The sequence below is a fragment of the Stappia sp. ICDLI1TA098 genome (genome assembly GCF_054880955.1).
Genome location: NZ_JBTZBT010000001.1, coordinates 826380 through 848729 on the forward strand (window position 1 = coordinate 826380; position 22350 = coordinate 848729).

Annotated in this window: 21 protein-coding genes and 1 tRNA gene; 19 read left to right on the forward strand and 3 right to left on the reverse strand. The window is 66.2% G+C overall.

The window, feature by feature from the left end:
- Window positions 1-135: 135 nt before the first annotated feature.
- The 8 genes from rpsM to ACSLUQ_RS03770 all read left to right on the forward strand — a co-directional run bounded on the left by rpsM (window position 136) and on the right by ACSLUQ_RS03770 (window position 10795).
- Complete coding sequence (rpsM, locus tag ACSLUQ_RS03735; protein ID WP_417774033.1) at window positions 136-504, forward strand: 30S ribosomal protein S13; 369 nt, start codon at window positions 136-138, stop codon at window positions 502-504.
- A 68-nt stretch (window positions 505-572) separates the two neighbouring features.
- On the forward strand, window positions 573-962 hold the full coding sequence (rpsK, locus tag ACSLUQ_RS03740) for a 30S ribosomal protein S11 (protein WP_417774032.1): 390 nt from the start codon (window positions 573-575) through the stop codon (window positions 960-962).
- Window positions 963-1044: 82 nt separating this feature from the next.
- Window positions 1045-2067, forward strand: coding sequence for a DNA-directed RNA polymerase subunit alpha (locus ACSLUQ_RS03745; protein WP_417774031.1), 1023 nt, complete (start codon window positions 1045-1047; stop codon window positions 2065-2067).
- A gap of 68 nt (window positions 2068-2135) precedes the next feature.
- The gene (rplQ, locus tag ACSLUQ_RS03750) at window positions 2136-2561 is read left to right on the forward strand and encodes a 50S ribosomal protein L17 (RefSeq protein ID WP_417774030.1); all 426 of its coding nucleotides are present in this window, start codon (window positions 2136-2138) and stop codon (window positions 2559-2561) included.
- Window positions 2562-2729: 168 nt separating this feature from the next.
- Complete coding sequence (locus ACSLUQ_RS03755) at window positions 2730-4913, forward strand: methyl-accepting chemotaxis protein (RefSeq protein WP_461807728.1); 2184 nt, start codon at window positions 2730-2732, stop codon at window positions 4911-4913.
- Window positions 4914-5192: 279 nt separating this feature from the next.
- A complete protein-coding gene (locus ACSLUQ_RS03760; protein WP_461807729.1) occupies window positions 5193-6644 on the forward strand; it encodes a DegQ family serine endoprotease in 1452 nt (483 codons plus the stop codon).
- A 29-nt stretch (window positions 6645-6673) separates the two neighbouring features.
- Window positions 6674-7984 (forward strand): replication-associated recombination protein A, encoded by a 1311-nt coding sequence (locus ACSLUQ_RS03765; RefSeq protein ID WP_461807730.1) that lies wholly within the window; start codon window positions 6674-6676, stop codon window positions 7982-7984.
- 120 nt (window positions 7985-8104) lie between these two features.
- A complete protein-coding gene (locus ACSLUQ_RS03770; RefSeq protein ID WP_461807731.1) occupies window positions 8105-10795 on the forward strand; it encodes a patatin-like protein in 2691 nt (896 codons plus the stop codon).
- Here the strand turns inward: ACSLUQ_RS03770 and folB are convergent.
- The 3 genes from folB to lipB form a co-directional block, all read right to left on the reverse strand.
- Window positions 10758-11138: a dihydroneopterin aldolase gene (folB, locus tag ACSLUQ_RS03775; RefSeq protein WP_417774025.1), complete on the reverse strand. Its 381-nt coding sequence runs from the start codon at window positions 11136-11138 to the stop codon at window positions 10758-10760. The genes ACSLUQ_RS03770 and folB overlap by 38 nt on opposite strands.
- Window positions 11139-11279: 141 nt before the next feature.
- Window positions 11280-11759: a hypothetical protein gene (locus ACSLUQ_RS03780; protein WP_417774024.1), complete on the reverse strand. Its 480-nt coding sequence runs from the start codon at window positions 11757-11759 to the stop codon at window positions 11280-11282.
- A gap of 99 nt (window positions 11760-11858) precedes the next feature.
- Window positions 11859-12569, reverse strand: coding sequence for a lipoyl(octanoyl) transferase LipB (lipB, locus tag ACSLUQ_RS03785; RefSeq protein WP_417774023.1), 711 nt, complete (start codon window positions 12567-12569; stop codon window positions 11859-11861).
- A gap of 116 nt (window positions 12570-12685) precedes the next feature.
- Here lipB and ACSLUQ_RS03790 point away from each other — a divergent pair, with 116 nt between their 5' ends.
- The 11 genes from ACSLUQ_RS03790 to ACSLUQ_RS03840 all read left to right on the forward strand — a co-directional run bounded on the left by ACSLUQ_RS03790 (window position 12686) and on the right by ACSLUQ_RS03840 (window position 22325).
- Window positions 12686-12952 (forward strand): FliM/FliN family flagellar motor switch protein, encoded by a 267-nt coding sequence (locus ACSLUQ_RS03790; RefSeq protein WP_417774022.1) that lies wholly within the window; start codon window positions 12686-12688, stop codon window positions 12950-12952.
- Between the two features lie 115 nt (window positions 12953-13067).
- Window positions 13068-13154, forward strand: a tRNA-Leu gene (locus tag ACSLUQ_RS03795).
- Window positions 13155-13245: 91 nt separating this feature from the next.
- Window positions 13246-14292 carry a methyltransferase domain-containing protein gene (locus tag ACSLUQ_RS03800; RefSeq protein WP_461807732.1) on the forward strand — a complete coding sequence of 349 codons (1047 nt, stop codon included), beginning with the start codon at window positions 13246-13248 and terminating at the stop codon, window positions 14290-14292.
- Between the two features lie 362 nt (window positions 14293-14654).
- On the forward strand, window positions 14655-16025 hold the full coding sequence (gene mgtE, locus ACSLUQ_RS03805; protein WP_461808461.1) for a magnesium transporter: 1371 nt from the start codon (window positions 14655-14657) through the stop codon (window positions 16023-16025).
- A gap of 28 nt (window positions 16026-16053) precedes the next feature.
- A complete protein-coding gene (locus ACSLUQ_RS03810) occupies window positions 16054-16482 on the forward strand; it encodes a VOC family protein (RefSeq protein ID WP_417774020.1) in 429 nt (142 codons plus the stop codon).
- An 11-nt stretch (window positions 16483-16493) separates the two neighbouring features.
- A complete protein-coding gene (crcB, locus tag ACSLUQ_RS03815; protein WP_417774019.1) occupies window positions 16494-16880 on the forward strand; it encodes a fluoride efflux transporter CrcB in 387 nt (128 codons plus the stop codon).
- Between the two features lie 174 nt (window positions 16881-17054).
- Complete coding sequence (locus tag ACSLUQ_RS03820) at window positions 17055-18065, forward strand: RluA family pseudouridine synthase (RefSeq protein WP_417774018.1); 1011 nt, start codon at window positions 17055-17057, stop codon at window positions 18063-18065.
- Between the two features lie 15 nt (window positions 18066-18080).
- On the forward strand, window positions 18081-18788 hold the full coding sequence (locus tag ACSLUQ_RS03825) for an HAD-IA family hydrolase (RefSeq protein ID WP_461808462.1): 708 nt from the start codon (window positions 18081-18083) through the stop codon (window positions 18786-18788).
- Window positions 18789-18800: 12 nt separating this feature from the next.
- Entirely contained in the window at window positions 18801-19592 is a 792-nt protein-coding gene (locus ACSLUQ_RS03830; RefSeq protein ID WP_461807733.1) for an ATP12 family chaperone protein, read from the forward strand.
- A gap of 356 nt (window positions 19593-19948) precedes the next feature.
- Entirely contained in the window at window positions 19949-21373 is a 1425-nt protein-coding gene (locus ACSLUQ_RS03835; RefSeq protein WP_417774016.1) for a circularly permuted type 2 ATP-grasp protein, read from the forward strand.
- Window positions 21374-21377: 4 nt separating this feature from the next.
- Window positions 21378-22325, forward strand: a complete 948-nt coding sequence (locus ACSLUQ_RS03840; protein WP_461807734.1) for an alpha-E domain-containing protein — start codon at window positions 21378-21380, stop codon at window positions 22323-22325.
- The last annotated feature ends 25 nt before the right edge of the window (window positions 22326-22350 follow it).

The following is a 22350-nucleotide window of genomic DNA, read 5'->3' on the forward strand; positions in this document are numbered from 1 at the left end:
CATTCGCGCCGCGCGGCAACCGCGCGGCACGGATGCTTTTTGTGCAACTGAGTTTCCCCGCAGGGGCCGGGCTCCACCGGACGCGGGGGCAACCCGGCGCAGCCCAATTCGGGCGCGCCCAACATGGAGACGGCATTGGCCCGTATCGCAGGCGTTAACATTCCGACGAACAAGCGCGTCGTCATCGCGCTTCAGTACATCCATGGCATCGGCGCGAAGTTCGCGCAGGAGATCACCGAGAAGGTGAACATCGCTCCCGAGCGTCGTGTCAACGAGCTCAGCGATGCCGAAGTTCTCGCGATTCGCGAGACCATCGACCGCGACTACATCGTCGAAGGCGACCTCCGTCGCGAGGTCGCGATGAACATCAAGCGTCTCATGGACCTTGGCTGCTACCGTGGCCTGCGTCACCGTCGCGGCCTTCCGGTGCGCGGCCAGCGCACCCATACGAACGCCCGCACCCGCAAGGGTCCGGCGAAGGCGATTGCCGGCAAGAAGAAGTAATTCATCGGAAATCGCCCGGTGGAGCCGCCGACATACGGCGGTGAAGAGATCGAGCAAGGGATACAAAAATGGCAAAAGACACCACGCGCGTCCGTCGTCGCGAACGGAAGAACATTTCCTCCGGCGTCGCGCATGTGAACTCCACTTTCAACAACACCGTGATCACCATCACCGATGCCCAGGGCAACGCGATCTCCTGGTCGTCCGCTGGCGCGATGGGGTTCAAGGGTTCGCGCAAGTCGACCCCGTATGCGGCTCAGGTCGCGGCCGAGGACGCGGCCCGCAAGGCCGCCGAGCACGGCATGCGCACCCTCGAGGTCGAGGTTCGCGGTCCTGGTTCGGGTCGTGAGTCGGCGCTTCGCGCGCTGCAGGCGGCCGGCTTCATGGTGACGTCGATCCGCGATGTGACGCCGATCCCGCACAACGGTTGCCGTCCGCGCAAGCGCCGCCGCGTCTGACGACCAGTCGCACACCTTTTATTCCCATGGCACAGCATGGCCGGGCGCCTCGCGTCCCGGCGGGACAGCCGGAGGAAGAGATTTGAGCATTCACAAGAACTGGCAGGAATTGATCAAGCCGAACAAGCTTGACGTGAAGCCGGGCTACGATCCGCGTCTCCTTGGTTCGGTTGTCGCCGAGCCGCTGGAGCGTGGCTTCGGCCTGACGCTCGGCAACGCGCTGCGCCGCATCCTCATGTCTTCGCTCCAGGGCGCAGCCGTGACGGCGGTGCAGATCGACGGCGTGCTGCACGAGTTCTCGTCCATCCCGGGCGTTCGCGAGGATGTCACCGACATCATCCTGAACATCAAGGAAATCGCGCTGCGCATGCAGGGCGAGGGTCCCAAGCGCATGGTTGTGCGCAAGCAGGGACCGGGCGTGGTGACGGCGGGCGACATCCAGACGGTTGGTGACATCGAGGTTCTGAACCCCGATCTCGCGCTCTGCACCCTCGACGAGGGCGCCGAGATCCGCATGGAATTCACCGTCGACACCGGCAAGGGCTACGTGCCGGCAGAGCGCAACCGTCCGGAAGACGCCCCCATCGGGCTGATCCCGGTCGACAGCCTCTACTCGCCGGTCAAGAAGGTGTCCTACAAGGTCGAGAACACCCGTGAGGGCCAGGTTCTCGACTATGACAAGCTGACGCTGACGGTCGAGACCGACGGATCGGTCTCTCCCGAGGATTCGGTCGCTTTCGCGGCACGCATCCTTCAGGACCAGCTTTCCATCTTCGTCAATTTCGAGGAGCCGCGTCGCGAAGTGAAGGAGGACACCGTCCCCGAGCTCGCGTTCAACCCGGCGCTTCTGAAGAAGGTGGACGAGCTCGAGCTTTCGGTGCGTTCGGCCAACTGTCTGAAGAACGACAATATCGTGTATATTGGCGATCTCATTCAGAAGACCGAGGCGGAGATGCTGCGGACGCCGAATTTCGGCCGCAAGTCGCTCAACGAGATCAAGGAAGTTCTTGCCCAGATGGGTCTCCATCTTGGCATGGAGGTGGCCAACTGGCCGCCGGAGAACATCGACGAACTCGCTAAGCGTTACGAAGATCATCAGTATTGATCGCGTAAGCGCGATCACCCCGGGTTCAAGAGGCGGCCTGACCGCCCCCATCGAAAAAGGAGAGAGCCATGCGCCACGGCAATCGCGGCCGCAAGCTCAACCGGACGTCCAGCCACCGCAAGGCGATGTTCGCCAACATGTCGGCGTCCCTGATCGAGCATGAGCAGATCGTGACCACCCTTCCCAAGGCGAAGGAACTGCGTCCGATCGTCGAGAAGCTTGTCACCCTCGGCAAGCGTGGCGACCTGCACGCCCGCCGTCAGGCGATCGCGCAGATCCGCGACGTCGCCCTGGTGCGCAAGCTGTTCGACACACTGGCCGAGCGTTACAAGGGCCGCAATGGCGGCTACACGCGCGTCCTCAAGGCCGGCTTCCGCCATGGCGACAACGCCCCGCTCGCCGTGATCGAGTTTGTCGATCGCGATGTCGATGCCAAGGGTGCCGTCGACCGTGCGCGCAATGAAGCCGCGCAGGTGTCTGAAGACGCTGCGTAACTGCACATTTCGAGGCGGGCGGGGCACCCTGGGTTGCCCCGCCCGTTTTGGCATTTTTCATTAAGAACTTGATTTAACTCGCATTTTTGAAGATATCGATTATCCAAATTTTAACGCCCTCATGAGTACCACTTTAGCGATAGGGTCCCACGCGTTCGGAGGGGTGATATGTCGCAGGGTGGCGAGCCGCAGGCTCGGACGGGGAATCGTTTCCTGAAGTTGTCGGTCGTCGTGCCGGTGTTGATGGTCGGACTGACCTTCGCAGCTTGTGTTGCTGTGGGCATCGGTGGCTATCTCAATGCCCGTGAGGGCCTTACCAATTCCGCCATCGGCGAGTTGACGATGATCGCGAAGGCGCGTGAAGGGCTTGCTGACTCCAAGCTCGGCATGCTGCGCGGCGATCTGTCGACCACCGTTTCCGGCGCGGGCGCGGCGATGGCGTTCGGAGATCTCGATGCGGCCATGTCCAGCATCGATCAGGAGCGCGAGACGCTTCTCGCCTATTTCCAGCCGGATGGCCTCGACGCCGCCGGCCGTGCCGAGCTGAGCGGCAAGAACAACAAGACGCTCTACGCCTGGCGCCACTCGGAGCTTCATGCCGGCTTCTACTCCGCGTGGAAGAACAATGGCTATGCAGATATCTACGCCATCAGCGCGGACGGCCGGGTGCTTTACAGCGTCACCAAATCCGGCGATTTCCTTCACCTCGTCTCCGATGACGAACTGAAGGACACCGCGCTTGCCGACGTGTTCAACAAGGCCATGGCCGGCAAGCCGGGCGAGCAGTTCGTCTCGGACTTTTCGTTCTACGCCCCGGCCGGCGGCGCGCCGTCGATGTTCATTGCGCAGCCCGCCTATCTGACCAAGTTCAATGGCCAGCAGCTCGCTGGCGTCGTCGTTGTGCGCATCGGCTCGGAGTATTTCGAGCGGATCACCAACGGGCTTGAGGATCTTGGCGAGACCGGCCAGGTCTATGTGGTCGACGCGAGCAATCATCTTGTCACCAACAAGCCGCGTTCGAGCGAGGCCACCGCGCTGGTCGAGGTCGCCGACAACCCGGTCGTCAATGCAGCACTTGCCGGCTCGGACGGCGAGGGGGTTGTTGCCAATGTCGATGGCGTCGACCGGATGACGGTCGCGGTGCCGATGGAGGTGGGCAACGTTCGCCTTGCCGTCGTCGCCGAGCGGTCGGTGGCGGAAACGCTGTCCGCCGTTACCGAGATGCGCAACTCGATGGTGATCCTGACGCTCGTGACGGTCGGTCTCGCCATTGTCGTGGCGCTGCTGTTCTCGCGCTCCATCACCAAGCCGCTCCATGCACTGGTGCGGGCGCTTGAATCCATCGCCGGTGGCGATACCTCGACCGATATTGCCGCCGCGCGTCGTGGCGACGAGATCGGCGATATCGGCCGCGCCGTCGTGCTGATCCGCCAGAACGCGGTCGAGGAACAGGAGCGGCGGGCGGCGCATGAAGCCCAGCTTGCCCGTTCGCAGGCCGAGCAGCGCCAGCAGATGCTCTCCGACCTCGCCTCCGACTTCGAGGCGACCGTCGGCCAGGTGGTCGATCATGTCGCCCGCTCGGTGGACAGCCTGCGCGTGTCGGCCGACACGATGCGCGAGATGACGGAAGTCTCGGGCGACACCTCGGACCGCGCGGCGCAGATGTCGATGGATGCGATGAACGAGGTGCAGTCGATCGCCACGGCGTCCGACCAGCTCTCGAGCTCGATCCAGGAGATCTCCTCGCTGATCGAGCGGTCGTCGGTCATCGCCCAGACGGCGACGGCACGGGCGCAGTCGACCAACGGAACGGTGCGCTCGCTCGCCGAGGCGGCCAACCGCATCGGCGAGGTGGTGACGCTCATCAGCGACATTGCCGACCAGACCAACCTTCTCGCGCTCAACGCCACCATCGAGGCGGCGCGTGCGGGTGAGGCGGGCAAGGGCTTTGCGGTCGTCGCCGCCGAGGTCAAGGAGCTTGCCTCACAGACCGGCAAGGCGACCGGCGAGATCCAGCAGCAGATCGATGCCATCCGCCATGCAACCGAGGATGCGGTGACGGCCATCGGCGAGATTCAGCACACGATCGGCGAGATCAGCCAGTCGGTGACGGATGTGTCGGCGGCAGTGACGGAGCAGAGCTTCGCCACGCAGAGCATCGCCGAGAACACCCAGCGCGCTGCCGGTGGCACGTCCAAGGTCTCCAACGACATTTCGGAGGTGCGCAGCATTTCCGAGCAGACGACGGACGCCGCCAACGCGGTTTCCACGTCGGTGACCGAACTGGCGACCCAGGCCGAGCATCTCGACAAGGAAGTGAAGAACTTCCTCGGTCAGGTCCGCTCCGCCTGAGCGAAAGGCTGAACCGAAAACCGAAGGCCGCCGGAAATCCGGCGGCCTTTTTTCGTTGTGGGCGAGGTCCGTGCTCGGCGGGGATGCGGCAAATCGATCCGTCTGTCCCATTGCCACGTTTCGCCCCAATCTGGCATGTATGGCGGGTTCGATCCTTTCCGCCGTTTCCCGCACGCGTCCGCCCTTTGCTGAGCGGGCGCCTTGAGGTGAAGCGGGCGGGTTCATGGAAATCGGAGCGTCCCGGCAGGACCGGGACCTGCCAGCGAGGAGATTGCCGGGATGGATGGGTCACGTCTGGTTCGGGCCGGAAAACGCGCGCTCGCGGTCCTTTTGGTCGCAAGTCTCCTGCCGGCGGGCTTCGCCTTCGCCGCCGACGGCGCCGGCAACGGGCGCAAGGTGCCGCAGACGGCGGCGGAGCTGTCCATGTCCTTCGCCCCGGTGGTGAAGGAGGCGACGCCGGCCGTCGTCAACGTCTACGCCAGCCGCACGGTGCAGAGCCGGCCACGGTCGCCGTTCTTCGACGACCCGTTCTTTCGCCGCTTCTTCGGTGGTCCCGACCAGGGGCTCGGTCCCCAGCGACAGCGGGTCGAATCCTCGCTTGGCTCGGGCGTGATCGTCTCCGCCGACGGCATCATCCTGACCAACCATCATGTCATCGCCGACGCGGACGAGGTGCGTGTGGCGCTGGCCGACCGGCGCGAGTATGACGCCGACATCGTGCTCAAGGACGAGCGCACGGACCTTGCCATTCTCAAGGTGAAGGGGCTCGACGGCGACCTGCCGTTCCTACCTTTTGCCGATTCCGACGAGCTTCAGGTCGGCGACATCGTGCTTGCCATCGGCAATCCCTTCGGCGTCGGCCAGACCGTGACCCAGGGCATCGTCTCGGCGCTGGCGCGCACCCGCGTCGGCGTCACCGACTACCAGTTCTTCATCCAGACGGACGCGGCCATCAATCCGGGCAACTCGGGCGGAGCGCTCGTTGACATGCAGGGCCGGCTCGTTGGCATCAACACCGCCATCTTCTCCCGCTCGGGCGGGTCCAATGGCATCGGCTTCGCCATTCCCTCGAACATGGCGCGTTTCGTCGCCAGCGCGGCCAAGGGCGACGGCAAGCTGCACCGGCCCTGGCTCGGTGCGAGCCTGCAGATGGTGAGCGCCGAGATCGCCGAGGCGCTCGGGCTCGAGCGGCCGAGCGGCGTGCTGGTGACCCAGGTCGCGGAGAAGTCGCCGGCCGCGCGCGCCGGACTGAAGGTCGGCGACCTGATCGTGCGCGTCGGCGGCGCGGAAGTGAGCGATCCCGACAGCTTCGGCTACCGGTTCTCCAACCGCAACGTCGGCTCGAGCACCGACTTCACCGTGCTTCGGGCCGATGGCGAGAAGACGCTGACGGTCGCGCTGGAACCTGCGCCGGAAACCGTGCCGCGCGATCCGCGCAAGATCCGGGGCTATTCTCCCTTCGTCGGCGCGACGGTGATGAACCTGTCGCCGGCGGTCGCCGAGGAACTGCGGCTCGACAGCTTCGAGACCGGCGTGGTCATCGGCGCGCTCGAAAATCGCTCCCCGGCGGCGCGGGTCGGCCTGCAGCGCGGCGACATCGTCCTGTCGATCAATGGTGCGTCGGTCGCGGACACGCGGGAGCTGGTGCGCATCGCCGACAGCGATCCGGGCATCTGGCGTCTCGAGATCAAGCGCGGCGACCGGGTTCTGCGCATCGCGCTGAGGGGCTAGAGGGCCGTGCGGGCAGGCTGGCGACTTCCATGAGCGATCTTTTTCACGCTGCCGGGCTTGGCGCTGACGCGCGCCGTCCGCTGGCCGACCGGATGCGGCCGGCGCGGCTGGAGGATGTGGTAGGTCAGGAACATCTGATCGGCGAGGAGGGCGTGCTGACGCGCATGCTTGCCACCCGCTCGCTCGGGTCTCTCATCTTCTGGGGACCGCCGGGAACGGGCAAGACAACGGTCGCCCGGCTGCTGGCGGATGCGACCGACCTGCGTTTCGAGCAGGTCTCGGCCATTTTCACCGGGGTCGCCGATCTCAAGAAGGTGTTCGAGGGCGCGCGCGCCGCACGGATGACAGGGCGCAACACGCTGCTCTTCGTCGACGAGATCCACCGCTTCAACCGCGCCCAGCAGGACAGCTTCCTGCCGGTCATGGAGGATGGAACGGTGACGCTCGTCGGGGCGACAACCGAGAACCCGAGTTTCGAGCTCAACGCGGCGCTGTTGTCGCGGGCGCATGTGCTTACCTTCCGCACTCTCGACGGCGATGCGCTCGACAAGCTGCTGGCGCGCGCCGAGGAGGAGGAGGGCAGGCCGCTGCCGCTCGACGAAGGCGCGCGCGCGGCGCTGCTGCGCATGGCCGATGGCGATGGGCGGGCGGCGCTGACGCTTGCCGAGGACGTCTGGCGGGCGGCGCGAGAGGGCGAGACCTTCGACGCCGAACGGCTGCAGGAACTCGTGCAAAGGCGCGCGCCGGTCTACGACAAGTCGCGCGACGGCCACTACAATCTCATCTCGGCGCTGCACAAGTCGGTGCGCGGCTCCGACCCGGATGCCGCGCTCTACTGGTTCTGTCGCATGCTCGACGGCGGCGAGGACCCGCTGTTCCTCGCCCGCCGGCTGATCCGCATGGCGGTGGAGGACATCGGGCTCGCCGACCCGCAGGCGCTGGTGCAGGCCAATGCGGCGCGCGACGCCTACCAGATGCTTGGCTCGCCCGAGGGCGAGCTGGCGCTCGCACAGTCGGTCGTCTATCTCGCCACCGCACCCAAGTCGAACGGCGTCTACACCGCCTACAAGAGCGCCTTGCGCAAGGCCAAGGAAAGCGGCTCCCTGCCGCCGCCCAAGCACATTCTCAATGCCCCCACCAAGCTGATGAAGTCGGAAGGCTATGGCGACGGCTATGCCTATGACCACGACCAGCCGGACGCCTTCTCGGGACAGGATTATTTCCCCGAGACGATAGGGCGCCAGCGCTTCTATGATCCGCCGGAGCGGGGCTTCGAGCGCGAGATCCGCAAGCGGCTCGACTATTGGGCGCGCCTGCGCAAGGAGCGCGGACAGGGGTAGGGGAGGCGGTTGTGCCATTGCGCTGCGCCGCGAATAGGCGGACGATGGCGCAACAGGCGACGGTGCCACAAGGGTACGCGTCGACAGTCGGGTGGAAACGCGAAGGGCGTGTCAACGTCCATGAAACAGATCGAATTGCGTCTGGCGCTGGTGCTCTACGGCGGTGTTTCGCTCGCCGTCTACATGCACGGCATCACCCGCGAGTTCCTCTCCCTGGTGCGCGCCTCGCGTCGCCTGGAGGCACATCGCGGGAACGGCAAGGACAGGCAGCCCGGTGGGCGCCGCCGCGCGACGCGGATCGATCCGCTCGCCCATGCGGATCCGCTTGCCGCCGGGCATGGCGGGGCGGTCGGCGAGGGGGGCAATGCCGGTGCGGCGGATCTTGCCGCCTCGGTTCCTGGCGAAGCCCCGCAGGCGGATGAGCCGAGCGTTGCCGCCTATGCGGAGCTGCTGGCGCTCTTCCGTCCGAAGGCGGATCTTCGTGTCGTCGTCGATGTGATCTCCGGGGCCTCGGCTGGCGGCGTCAACGGCATCATGCTCGGCCGGGCGCTGGCCCATAACCTGTCGCTCGAGCAGCACCGCGACCTGTGGCTGGAAAACGCCGACGTCACCCGCCTTGCCGGCGATCCGGTCGGGCTGACGCGCTATCTCAAGGGCTCCATCGCTCCCGTTCTGGACCGTCTCGTGTCGCGGGCGCTGAAGTCGGAAGTGACCGATGCTGAGACGCGCGCGAAGCTGCGCCAGTTCATGCAGGCGCGCTGGTTCACGCCGCCCTTTTCCGGAGAGCGCTATGTCGGCTGGATGCTGGATGCCGCCCAGTCGATGGCGCGGCCGTCGGGCCGCCACGAGCCGGAGACGCTCATCCCGCGCGGCCAGTCGCTCGACCTTTTCGTCACCACCACCGATTACCACGGCGCGCGTCGGCGCTTTCCCATCGACGATGGCGTCGAGGTCGAGGAGACCGAGCATCGGCGCATCCTGCACTATGGCGCGCGCTGCCGGGGCACTGGGGAGATCGAGAGTGCCTTCACCGATGCGTCGGTGCCGGATCTTGTGTTCTCCGCGCGCGCCACATCGTCGTTTCCCGGCGCGTTCCCGCCGATGACCGTCGGCGAGATGGACAAGGTACTGGCCGAGCGCGGCGAGACCTGGCCGAATCGCGAGGCCTTTCTCGCCGCCGCCTTTCCCGAGGGCGATGCGGAGGGGCGTATCCTGATCGACGGCAGCGTCGTCATGAACAAGCCGTTCCAGCCGGTGCTGGAGGCGATCTCCGGGCGTCCGGCGTCGCGTGAGGTCGTGCGCCGTATCGTCTATGTCGATCCGCTGGCGGGTAATGACAGCCATGCGGAGGAGGAGGGCAACGGTCCGTTGTCCGAGGGGCCACGCAGCCCCGGGTTCTTCCGCGTCATCCTGGCCTCGCTCGCGCATATTCCGCGCAATGAGCCGATTGGCGACGCGCTGGAGCAGGTGGCCGACTACAACCGGGAGGTGGCGCAGGTGGCCGAGGTGATCGCCGCCGCCGAGCCGGTCGTGGAGCAGGAGGTGCGCTCGATCCTGCGCGGCGACGGCGAGCGGCCGATGACGGTGAAGGAGCTCAGTCGCAGCCGCGCGATGGTCAACGAGCGGGCTCACGTCTTCGCCGGCTACGCCTATCACGGCTACCAGCGGCTCAAGCTCGCCGGCATCGCGACACGCACGGCAACGCTGCTGGCCGGGCTGGTGGTTCCGGGAACCGGCCGTTCGGTGGAGCAGAGACGGTCGGAGGCCGAGCGGCGCATCGCCAGGCTGCTGGAGGCGTGGATTGCCCGCCAGCGTGTCGATGCGGGCATTTCGGCCGGGGCGATGATCGGCGAGGCGGGCTCGGGCACGCCGGAGCCGATCCTGAGGCTGCTGCGCGCCCTTGATGTCGACTACCGCGTGCGCCGGCTGCGTTTCGTGATCCGTCGGCTCAATCTCCTCTACCGCGAAACGGACCCAGAAGCGCAGGTCGATCCGGTGGAGATGGACGAGCTCAAGAGCACGCTCTACGAGCAGGTCGAGCACCTGACACAGCGCTGGTCGGTCGACTTCTACGGCGAGGCGACGCGCAACTGCGCGTTGCGGCTGCTGTCGGCCCCCATCGCGGATACCGATACGCGCGTCGAGGAACTGATCGCGCTGCTCGGCGCGCGCATGGGACTGGCGGATCTCGACAAGCTCAGCGACGACATCTTCTCGGTGATGGCGCTCAACTATCTCCCGCCGCGTCTTCGCCGGTCGCTCAACACGGCCTATCTGGGCTTTGCCTTCTACGACCTGGTGACGCTGCCGGTGTTGCGGCGCTCGGCGACGGCTGAACACAACGAGATCCGCGTCGACCGGATCAGCCCGACCGATGCCAATTCGCTGCGCCCGGGCGGCGTCACGCTGAAGGGGCGCAGCCTCAACGCCTTTGGAGCGTTCTTCAACCGACGCTGGCGCGAGCACGACTATCTTTGGGGGCGGCTGACGGCGGCGGACCGGCTGATCGCCATCGCCGTGCGCGCGGCCTCGGCGGAAGTTTCCGTGTCGCCGGCACAGTTGCGCGTGGCACGGCGGAACGTGTTTCGCGCCATCCTTGAGGAGGAGCGCGGCAAGCTCGACGCGGATCCGACGCTGGTGCCGATGCTGCTTGAGGACGTCGAGGCGATGTTCGCCGATGGCAGTGACGAGGAGGTCGCGTCCAGGACCCTGGGCGAGGCCGCTGCCGCGTTCACGCCGAGGGCGGTGCCGCCGGCGCCTGTCGCTTCGGCGCCTATGCGTCCGGCGCGTCCGAGTTCCGGGACCGGGTGATCTCGACGCTGACGCGGCCGCTGGCGATAGGCAGCGGCGCACCGGGCTTGTGCACGCGCACGCGCAGGCGCTCGATGCGCTCGTCGGTTGCGAACACCGCCTCGGCGATGGCGCCCGCGAGCCGCTCGATCAGGTTGAAGCGGGCGGTGGTGACGACGTTCTCGATGGCCCGCGTCAGTGTCGCATAGCACACGGTGTCGGCGTATTTGTCGGTGCGCGAGGCCGGCCCAAGGTCGACCCAGCAGGTCAGATCGACGATGAACCGCTGGCCAAGCCGCGCCTCCTCGTCGTGCAGCCCGTGAAAGGCGAAATAGGCGAGGTCTTCGAGATGAATGGTGTCCATGGGGAACCTGCGCGAGACGGGCGGGCCGCGAAGGCGCGGCGCCGGGCGCGGCCTCGGACAGGGCCGGGCCGCAACATGCGCCAGCCATAGCAGAGCCGGCACGGGCGAGCCAGCGCCGCAGGGGGCGGCGCCGAGAGGGGATCAGTGCGAGCGGGCGACGTGGGCGTCCGCGCCGCATATGCGCGCGCCGAGCACCTGCGAGACGCCGCGCAGGCTGAAATTGGCGAAACGCTCGTCGTCGAACAGGACCTGCACGCCCGAGCTGCGGCGCAGCATGTGCCAGAGCCAGGTGAACTGGTCGCCACAGTACCTGCAGTCGGCGCGCACCAGTCCGTATCGGTCGGCGCGCATCTGGATGATCGAGCCGCTGATGATGAGTTTCAGCAACTTACCCGCCGGTGGCGGACGGTTGTCGATGCGGACGTCGACAACAGGGTGCATGCCCTTGCGCGCCTTCTGGCACCAGATCGTGAAACTCGCCCCGTCGTTGGTGTGGGTGGAAAAGCGGGGAATGCCAGAGACGACATCATAGCTCCAGGCACTCTCGGCTTCTGCCGCATCCGTTCGGGAGGTCGTGGTGGCAAGGACGGGGGGGAGGGCGAGAAATGTCGCCAGCAGCAAGGGGAAAAGACGTGCGCGGGAATAAATCGGTCTGCCCTCCGGCCAGGTCATGTCCATGAAACAACGCGGCGTCGGTCCGCCGCCAGCGAAAAACATCCGTTACGGGGCGGTCGCGGTCTCGGTCGGCCCGAATCGCTCTTCAAAGGTTCGGCGCAGCACGATGTCGACGTCCTCCAGCGTTACCGGCAGGCCGAGATCGACGAGGCTCGTGACGCCATGACGGGTGACGCCGCAGGGCACAATACCCGAGAAGTGGTCGAGGTCGGGATCGACGTTGAGAGAAATGCCGTGAAAGCTTACCCATTTGCGCATGCGGATGCCGATCGCGGCAATCTTGTCCTCGCGGTCTTCGCCCTTGTCGGGCCGGCGCACCCAGACGCCGACGCGGTCCTCGCGCCGTTCGCCGCGGATGTGGTGCTCCCACAGCGCGCCGATCAGCCAGTCTTCCAGGGTCGCGACGAAGGCGCGCACATCCGGGGTTCTGCGCTTCAGGTCGAGCATCACATAGACGACGCGCTGGCCGGGGCCATGATAGGTGTACTGGCCGCCGCGCCCCGTGGCATGGACCGGAAAGCGGTCGGGGGCGAGTAGGTCGGACGGGTTGGCGCTGGTGCCGGCGGTGTAGAGCGCAGGGTGCTCCAGCAGCCAGACGCGCTCGGGCAACGTCCCCTCGGCGATGCCGGCGACACGGCGCTCCATTTCGGCGACGGCGACGTCATAGGCGACCGGCCGGGCGCTCACCGCCCACTCCACCGCCGGCGCGTCCGACGGGGGGAGAAAGATCCGGGCGAGGTCCGCGCGCTCTGTCATTTTGCAAGTCCGTTAGGGGTTTGTTAACCAGACGCCGGCCAAGGTCGGCAGGCGGCAAAGGCCGTATAGGATGAATGCTGGCGGATTGCCATTCCTCATCGGTCCCGGGCGGGTACATGGGCATTTTCGACGATATTTCCATCGACATTTCCGTGGTGCTCGGGAAAGCCGAGATGCCGATCCATCAGCTGTTGCGCATGGGTCGTGGCGCGGTCATCGAGCTGACCGCGCGCGAGGAAGATGACGTCCAGATCCTCGCCAACAACATTCCGATCGCCCGCGGCCAGGTGGTGCTGCATGGCGAACGCATCGGCGTTTCGATCACCGAGGTTCTGATGCGCCCCCCCGAGGTGCGCGCGACGCGCAAGACCGGGCCTCTTTGAGCCTCATGCTTCGTGCCTGTGCATATCCTCGCGCAATTCGCTTGCGCCGGAAAATTCCTTTTGCTAGAGGATGGCGCGTCGCGGGGCACTGTCCCGGCAGACGCAAGACTGACAAGCGGTCGTGGCGGAATTGGTAGACGCGCAGCGTTGAGGTCGCTGTGGGGTAAAACCCGTGGAAGTTCGAGTCTTCTCGACCGCACCAAAAAAGAACCCGGTCTTCGGACCGGGTTTTTTTGTGCCTGGCTGCAGGCTATTCTTCGGCAGGAACGACCTTTGGCTTCTTGTGGGGGAAGATGACGCCGGGCCTCGCCGATCTTCTTGCCGACCCGCGCGATGGCGGACCTCTGTCCCTGCGCAAGCAGGTCCTTCGGGACGGTCGTATCGAAAGCGGCGAGCTTGTCGCTGCTGACGGTGCCGTCTATCCGATCGTGCGCGGCATTCCCCGCTTCGTCGCGCCGGAGATGTACGAGACGGTCCGCTCGTTCGGCGACCAGTGGAATCACTTCAATTTCGACGCCTTCAAGCAGAACTGGCTGGATCACACCGTCGCCAACACCTTCGGCGACACGTCGGCCTTCGCGGGCAAGGTGATCGTCGATGCCGGCGGCGGCAGTGGCGCTCAGTCGTTGTGGATGCTGGAGAGCGGCGCGGAGCGGGTGATCCTGCTCGACCTGTCCCACAGCGTCGACGATGTCGTCTCCCGCAACATCGATGTAACGAAATGGCCGAACTTCGATGCGATCCAGTGCTCGATAGATGCGCCGCCGCTTCGCCGCCGCTCCATCCGCGACTATGTGATCTGCCACAATGTCATCCAGCACACGCCGAGCGTCGAGAAGACCGCCGAAGCGCTCTACGAGATCGTTGCGCCTGGCGGGGCCTTCGTCTTCAACTGCTACAAGGCGCAGATACGCGGGCTGATGGGTTTCGTTCGCACCCATTTCGTCTACCGCCCGGTGCGTGCGGTGCTGTCGCGGCTGCCCTTCGGGGCGATTCTCGCCTATTCGAAGGTGGTCGCCGCGCTTCGCCTTGTTCCGGGGCTCGGCTATCTGCTCAACAAGCTGCGTTTCTGTCTCAGCGGCCGGTTGCCCCGGGTCGCCGGCGAGAGTTGGCTGGAGCGCAAGCGGCGGCTCTACCGGCAGACGGTGCTCAACACCTTCGACATGTTCGGTTCGCACGGCTACCAGCATCACGTGAACGACGAGGATATTCTGGCGCTCGTGGACCGGCTGCAGCCGGATCGATCCGCCGTCGGCAATCTGGAGCGCTACTTCCGCAAGCCGCAGCCGACGGGCTGTGCGCTCATCGTGGCGCGGGCCTGTCAGGAGCGGATGCGCTGAGGCATTCTTGGCGACGTTCTCCCGTGGCCCTTGTTTTTCCATGACTTGCAGACATATTCCGCTTTGGCGAGCGCCGGTGGGCAATCGCGCTGGCGGGCGAGATTCCGTTTGAGGCATCGCCCGCTTGACGTTAGAGCATGTGGGTGGGGAGGCGGGTCCCCGCAGATGCGGAACTCGGGCGGGCCGTGGACCGACGACAGGGTCCGCGTGCTCCGGTGCGCTTCGGTTCGATGCCGCGGCGCGTCGCGATCCGTCTGCCGCTGCGACCTTTCCCGCCGCGCAAGCGACCTGAAACACACAGCACCAAGGAGGGGATCGTGGCCGAAGCCGAGCCTGTCGAACCGAACGATGCCCTTCTGGAAATGCCACCGGTGCGCGACGATGACGGGCGCGTCTCCGAGGACTTCCTCGCGCTGGCGCGCGCCGCCGTCGACACGGAGGATGCCCCGGCGCTGATCGGCCTTGCCGGCGATCTGCACGAGGCGGATGTCGCCGACCTGATCGAATCGCTCGAGTCCGACCGGCGCGTACCCTTTGTGCGCCTGCTCGGCGAGGAATTCGACTACGCCGCGCTGACCGAACTCGACGAGGCGGTGCGCCTCGCCATTCTCGACGAACTGCCGAACGACACGCTTGCCGAGGGCATTGGCGAGCTGGATTCGGATGACGCCGTCTACATTCTGGAGGACCTGCAGCCCGAGGACCAGGCGGCGATCCTTGAGCAGCTTCCCTATCCCGACCGGATCCAGCTGCAGCGGTCTCTCGACTATCCGGAGGAATCGGCCGGCCGTCTGATGCAGACGGATTTCATCGCCGTTCCCCCGTTCTGGAGCGTCGGCCAGACCATCGATTACATGCGCGACGCGGAGGACCTGCCTGAGACCTTCCATGAGATCTTCGTGGTCGATCCGGGCTTCCGGCTGATCGGCGCGGTGCCGCTCGACAAGATCCTCAGGACCAAGCGCAACACCAAGATCTCCGCGATCATGACCGACGATCCGGAGACCTTCAAGGCGACCGACGACCGCGAGGAGGTGGCCCGAAGCTTCGAGCGCTACAACCTCGTCTCGGCCGCCGCCGTGGACGACGCCGGCCGTCTCGTCGGCATGCTGATGATCGACGACATCGTCGACGTCATCCAGCAGGAGGCCGAGGAGGATCTGCGCGGTCTGGCCGGCCTCGGCGACGAGGAGATTTCCGATACGGTGCTTGTCACCGCGCGCTCGCGGCTGAACTGGCTGGTGGTCAATCTCGGCACCGCCGTTCTCGCCTCCGTGGTGATCTCGCTGTTCGAAGGGACCATCGAGGCGATGGTGGCGCTTGCCGTGCTGATGCCGATCGTCGCTTCCATGGGCGGCAATGCCGGCACCCAGACGATGACGGTGGCCGTGCGCGCGCTCGCCACCCAGGAACTCGACGCGCGCAACATGTGGCGGGTGCTTCGACGCGAGGTGCTGGTCAGTCTGCTCAACGGCGTGGCGCTCGCCATGCTCGTGGGGCTGTGTGCGTGGCTCTGGTTCGACAGTGTCGGGCTTGGCGTGGTCATCGCCTCGTCCATCGTCGTCAATCTCTTTTTCGCCGGGCTTTCCGGCCTGCTCATTCCCGTCGCGCTGGAAAAGATGAACATCGACCCGGCCATTGCCTCATCGGTGTTCGTGACGACGGTGACCGACGTGGTCGGCTTCTTTGCGTTCCTGTGGATCGCGGCTCTATGGTTCCAACTGCCCCTGTGAGGGGCGGTAACGTGCTGGAGAACATGACATGACGACACCCCCCCGCGTGCAGGGTATTCTCGAGACGGCAGTCTATGTGAACGATCTGGAGGCTGCCTACCGCTTCTATGGCGGTGTGCTCGGGCTCGAGCGGATGCTGTCCGGCGACAGGCTCAATGCGTATGACGCAGGCCCGGGCGAAACGCTGCTGGTGTTCGCCCGGGGGCTCACGTCGGAGGATCTCGAGACGCCGGGCGGCACCGTGCCGGGGCACCACAGCGACGGGCCGTCGCACTTCGCCTTTCGCATCGCCAAGGCGGACGTGGAGCCCTGGCGGGCGCATCTTCTCGCCTCGGGCGTCACCATCCGCTCCGAGGTGACCTGGCCGGCGGGCGGCATCAGCCTCTATCTCGACGATCCGGACGGCAATGTGGTCGAGCTTGCCTCGCCGGCGCTGTGGCCGAACTTTCAGGAGTAGGCGAGGGGGCGATGCAGCATCTTCTTCTGGTGGCGCTGGGCGGGGGCGCGGGAGCGGCCTGCCGGCATCTGGTCAACATGTGGGCGCTCAGGCTCTTCGGCACCGGCTTTCCCGTCGGCACGCTCACTGTCAACGTGGTGGGCTCGCTCCTGATGGGCGTGCTTGTCGGCTGGCTGGCGGCGCGCTCGAGCGGCGATTCGGGGCTGCGCCTGTTGCTGGCGACCGGGTTCCTTGGCGGCTTCACGACGTTTTCCGCCTTCTCCCTCGACGTGGTGCTTCTGTGGGATCGCGGCGAGGCGATGACGGCGCTTGTCTATGCGCTCGTCTCGGTGCTGGTGTCCGTCGCCGCGCTGTTCGTCAGCCTCTGGGCGATGCGCGCGCTGGTCGCCGCCGCCTGAAACCGCGGGCCGGGGACGGCGTCGCGCTCCAAGCTTGCTCTTGCCGGCTGGCCGCATTAGGTAGGGCGTTCCTTGCGATGGCGGCGCCCGCGACGGGCCCTGGAGGTCCGCGCGCCGTACGTCGCGCCACCTTTCGCGCGCACAGACCTGCGCAGCCCGGGACCGACAAGAACCATGGCCGGCATAGAACAGATCACCGTCACCCCCGACGAGACGGGCATGCGGCTCGACCGGTGGTTCAAGTCCCGCTATCCGGGTCTTGGACACGGTCATCTGCAGAAGCTCCTGCGCACCGGTCAGATCCGTGTCGACGGCAAGCGCGCCGAGACCTCGACCCGTGTCGGCACGGGGCAGGTGGTGCGCATTCCCCCGCTTCAGACCGACGCCCATGTGTCGGCCAGGGACCTGGCCAACCCCAAGCCCAAGTCGCGCAAGCTGGTCGAGGGCGACCGCGAGGCGGTGGAGGCGATGGTGGTCTATCAGGACCGCGAGGTCATGGTGCTGAACAAGCCCGCCGGCCTCGCCGTGCAGGGCGGTTCCGGGCTTACGCGCCATCTCGACGGCATGCTCGAGGCCTTCCGCGACCAGAAGGGCGAAAAGCCGCGCCTCGTGCATCGGCTCGACCGCGAGACGTCCGGCATCCTGCTGCTGGCACGCACACGCAAGGCGGCGGCGGAGCTTGCCAAGGCGTTTCGCGCCCGCCAGACACGCAAGATCTACTGGGCGATGGTCGCCGGCGTTCCCAAGCCGCGCCAGGGCCGCATCTCGACCTATCTCGCGCGTGACGAGGACGAGGAGCGCATGCGCATCGCCCGCCACGGCGAGGACGAGGCGCAGCACTCGCTGTCGCTCTATTCGGTGGTCGAGAATTCCGGCCAGAAGGTCGCCTGGGTGTCGCTGCGGCCGATCACCGGCCGCACACACCAGTTGCGCGCCCACATGGCCCATATTCATCACCCGATCATCGGCGATCCGAAGTATTTCAACATCGAGAACTGGGAGCTGCCCGGCGGCATCCAGAACAAGCTGCATCTGCACGCCCGCCGCATCGTCATTCCGCATCCCTCCGGGCGCGGCGTGATCGATGTGTCCGCGCCGCTGCCGCCGCACATGCAGCAGACCTGGAACCTGCTCGGCCTCGATGCCGCCCAATACGATCCCGAGACCGACGATCCGGAGGATTGAGCCCTGTATCTCGTCATTTTCGATTGTGACGGCACGCTGGTCGACAGCCAGGACACGATCCTGCGCGGGCTTGCGGCCGGTTTTGCCGCCGTCGGCCTGCCGGCGCCGGACCGGGAGCGGGGGCTCTCCATCGTCGGCCTGTCGCTCGAGGTCGCCTTTCGTCGGCTGATCCCGCAGGAGCAGGCGGATCTCGTTCCGGCGATGGCGGATGCCTACCGCCGCACGCAGGTTTCCCGCCGCGAAGCCGGGCTCGACAATGATCCGCTCTATCCCGGCGCGCGGGCCGCGCTCGATGCGCTGTCGGCGCACGACGACGTGCTGCTTGGCATCGCCACCGGCAAGGCGCTGCGCGGGGTGCGTCACCTTCAGAAGGTGCACGGCCTGGAAGGGCGTTTCGTCACCATCCAGACGGCCGACAGTGCGCCGTCGAAGCCCAATCCGGCGATGATCGAGCAGGCCATCGCCGAAACCGGCGTCGATCCCGCGAAGACTGTCATGGTCGGCGACACCACATATGATCTCGACATGGCGCGGGCGGCGGGTGTCGCCGCCATTGGCGTCACCTGGGGCTATCACGACCGGGTGCGGCTCACGACCAGCCGCCCGTTCCGGCTGATCGACGGGTTCGATCAGCTCCTGCCGGCGATTTCGGACCTGTTCGGCTGGGAGCGGAGCCTCTCGCACGCCCTGCCGGATGCACCGGACGCCGCGGCGGCAACCTGACGGGAAAGATACATGCGCGACATCCTGAGCGACCTTGAAACGGACGCCGCCGCGAACCCGGTGGAACGCGCCCGCGCGCTGTCGCGCCGTACGCTGGCGAAGCGCTTCTACGAGGCAGTCGAGGTCGGCACGCAGGACGGACCCGAGGGGCCTGTTCATGCGGTGCTTCTCGACGGGCGCGCGGTCAAGACGCCAACGAAGGAGCCCTTGCGCATCGCCAACCGCGGCGTGGCCGAGGCCATGGCCGGCGAATGGGCGGCCCAGGGCAAGGAAATCGACCCGCTCACCATGCCGGTGACGCGCATCGTCAATGTGGCGGTGGATGCGGTGGCGAAAGCCGCCGGAGAGGTTGCCGACGACATCGCCGCCTATGCCGGCAATGACCTCCTGTGCTACCGCGCGGAGGGGCCGGACCGGCTCTGCCGTCTTCAGGAAGACCTCTGGGGGCCGGTGATCGCGCGGGCCGAGGCGCGTCATGGCGGCCGCTTCAAGCTTGCCGCCGGCATCATGCCGGTCCGTCAGGATCCGGAACTCGTCGCCCGCGTTCGCGCCGCGCTGGAGGGGCGTACGCCGCTGCATCTGGCGGCGCTTCACGTTGCCACCACGATCACCGGCTCCGCCCTGCTGGCCCTGTCGCTTGGCGAGGGCGAGATGGAGGCGGATGCGGTCTGGCAGGCGGCCTGCGTCGACGAGGACTGGAATATCGAACAGTGGGGCATGGATCACGAGGCTGCGGCCGTGCGCGCCGCCCGGCGCCGCGACTTCGACGCCGCCGCCCTGATCCTCTCTCTCCAGCCGGTCTGACCTCCTTCCCCGTCGCTCGCCGCCCGGGCGCGCCGCGTGCGGCCGGGGCGTGCGCGCCTGCGCTCTTTTCCTCCCGCCTGCCCTTGCCATTCCTGCCCGCGTTGCCGCCGCAGTGCGGTTTGGCGTTTGACGCAAGGGGAGGGAAGGATAAGCTTGTTGAAAGCCTTGCGTCCGGCCTGCGCCGGCCACGCCGAAAATCTGGTCAGTCTCTGGCGTTTTTTCGGACTTGGAACGGCGGGCGCCGATTGCCACCATCGACGGGAAGGAACAGCCGGGCAAGCCCGTCGCGTTCCGCTCCGAAGGGGCGGCGAGAGACGGGAGCAAGCGGAGCTGGAGGCAAGATGGCGACGGGGGGAATGATGACAGAGACGTCGTTTTTCAACGAGATGCTCGAGCCGGACGGCCGTCCCCGCCAACCCTACCAACGCCTTGCCGACTGGTTCGAGACCCTGCCGCCGGCGGAGATGCGCAAGAAGTCGCGCGAGGCGGAGACGATCTTCCGCCGGCTCGGCATCACCTTCGCCGTCTACGGCGCGACGGAGGCGACGGAACGGCTCATCCCCTTCGACATCGTGCCACGGGTGCTGTCGGCGGCCGAGTGGCGGCGGCTGTCGGCCGGCATCGAGCAGCGCGTGCGTGCGCTCAACGCCTTCCTGCATGACATCTACCACCGGCAGGAGATCATCCGTGCCGGGCGCATTCCTGCCGAACTCATTATCCAGAACGAGGCGTTCCTGCCGGAGATGGTCGGCTTCTCCCCGGCGCGGCGCGTCTATGCCCATATTATAGGCACCGACCTTGTGCGCGTCGGCGAGGACGAGTTCTACGTTCTGGAGGACAACACCCGCACGCCCTCCGGCGTCTCCTACATGCTGGAGAACCGCGAGACGATGATGCGCTTGTTCCCGGAGCTCTTCCAGATGAACCGGGTGGCGCCGATCGAGCACTATCCCGACATGCTGCGCGAGACCATGGAGAGCGTCGCGCCGCTGCACTGCGACCGCAAGCCGAGGCTGTGCGTGCTGACGCCGGGCATCTTCAACTCCGCTTATTTCGAGCATGCGTTTCTTGCGGACTCGATGGGCGTCGAGCTGTGCGAGGCGCGCGACCTCTACGTCGATGACGGCAAGGTGTGGATGCGCACCACCCGCGAGCCCGAGCAGGTGGATGTCATCTACCGGCGTATCGACGACGCCTTTCTCGACCCGCTGACCTTCCGTCCCGACAGCATGCTCGGCGTGCCCGGTCTGTTCGACGCCTATCGGGCCGGCAATGTGACGATCTGCAACGCGCCGGGTACGGGGATTGCCGACGACAAGGCGATTTACGCCTATGTGCCCGACATCATCGAGTTCTACACCGGCCAGAAGCCGATCCTGCAGAACGTGCCGACGTGGAACTGCTCACGGCCCGACGATCTCGCCTATGTGCTTGAGCACCTCGCCGAGGTCGTCGTCAAGGAGGTGCACGGCTCGGGCGGCTACGGCATGCTCATCGGCCCGACGGCGTCGAAGCGCGAGCTCTCCGAGTTCAAGCGGCGGCTAAAGGCCAATCCCGGCAACTACATCGCGCAGCCGACCTTGTCGCTGTCCACCTGTCCGACCCATGTGGCCTCGGGACTGGCGCCTCGCCATGTCGACCTGCGGCCCTATGTTCTCGTGGGCGATACGGTGCGCATCACGCCGGGCGGTCTCACCCGCGTTGCGCTCAAGAAAGGCTCCCTGGTGGTCAATTCCAGTCAGGGTGGCGGCACCAAGGACACCTGGGTACTGGAGGACTGATTTCATGCTCGGTCGTACCGCCGCATCGCTCTTCTGGACCTCGCGCTACAACGAGAGGGCGGAGAACATGGCCCGCCTGCTCGAGGTCGGCTACCGTATTTCAATGACGCCGCGCCTCGGGCAGGACGTGTCCGAAGACTGGCGTTCGACGCTCGCCAGCGCCGGCTGCGAGACCGCCTTCTTCAACAAGTACGACGAACTGACCAAACGCTCGATCGTGGCGCACATGCTGTTCGACCCGGAGAACCCGTCGTCGGTGCGCACCTGCATCGAGGCGGCGCGCAACAACGCCCGCTCGGTGCGCACCGCGATCACCGGCGAGATGTGGGAGAGCATCAACACCACCTACCTCGAGTTCATGGAGGTGCGTCCGCAGCATATGAACGACGACAAGCTGCCGGACTTCCTGTCCTGGATCAAACAGCGCTCGATGATGTTTCGCGGCGCCCTGCTCGGTACGCTGATGCGCGACGAAGGCTATCACTTCTCGCAGTTCGGCACCTTCGTCGAGCGGGCCGACAACACATCGCGCATTCTCGATGTGAAGTACTGGATCCTGCTTCCCGACAATGAGTTCGTCGGCGGCAGTCTCGACCGCTACCAGTGGTCGACGATCCTGCGCTCGGTCTCCGCCCACCGCAGCTACCGCCATGCCTACCGCGATTCCAATGTGCGGCCCTTCAATGTCGCGGAATTCCTGATCCTGCGGAAGGAGATGCCGCGCTCGCTCGCCTATTGCTACGACTGGATCACCGGCAGCATGGTCGATCTCACGGCCCGCTACGGCGAGCAACCGGAAGCCTTGCGGCTGGCGCATGAGACCAACGCTCTGCTGCAGGAGGGGTCGATGGAGCGGATCTTCCAGGGCGGATTGCACGAGTTTCTGGCCGACCTGATCGCGCGCAACAACGCCCTCGGCATCCAGCTCGGAGTCGACTATCACTTTGCTTGAGGGAACACTGCATTTCCGCCCGGCC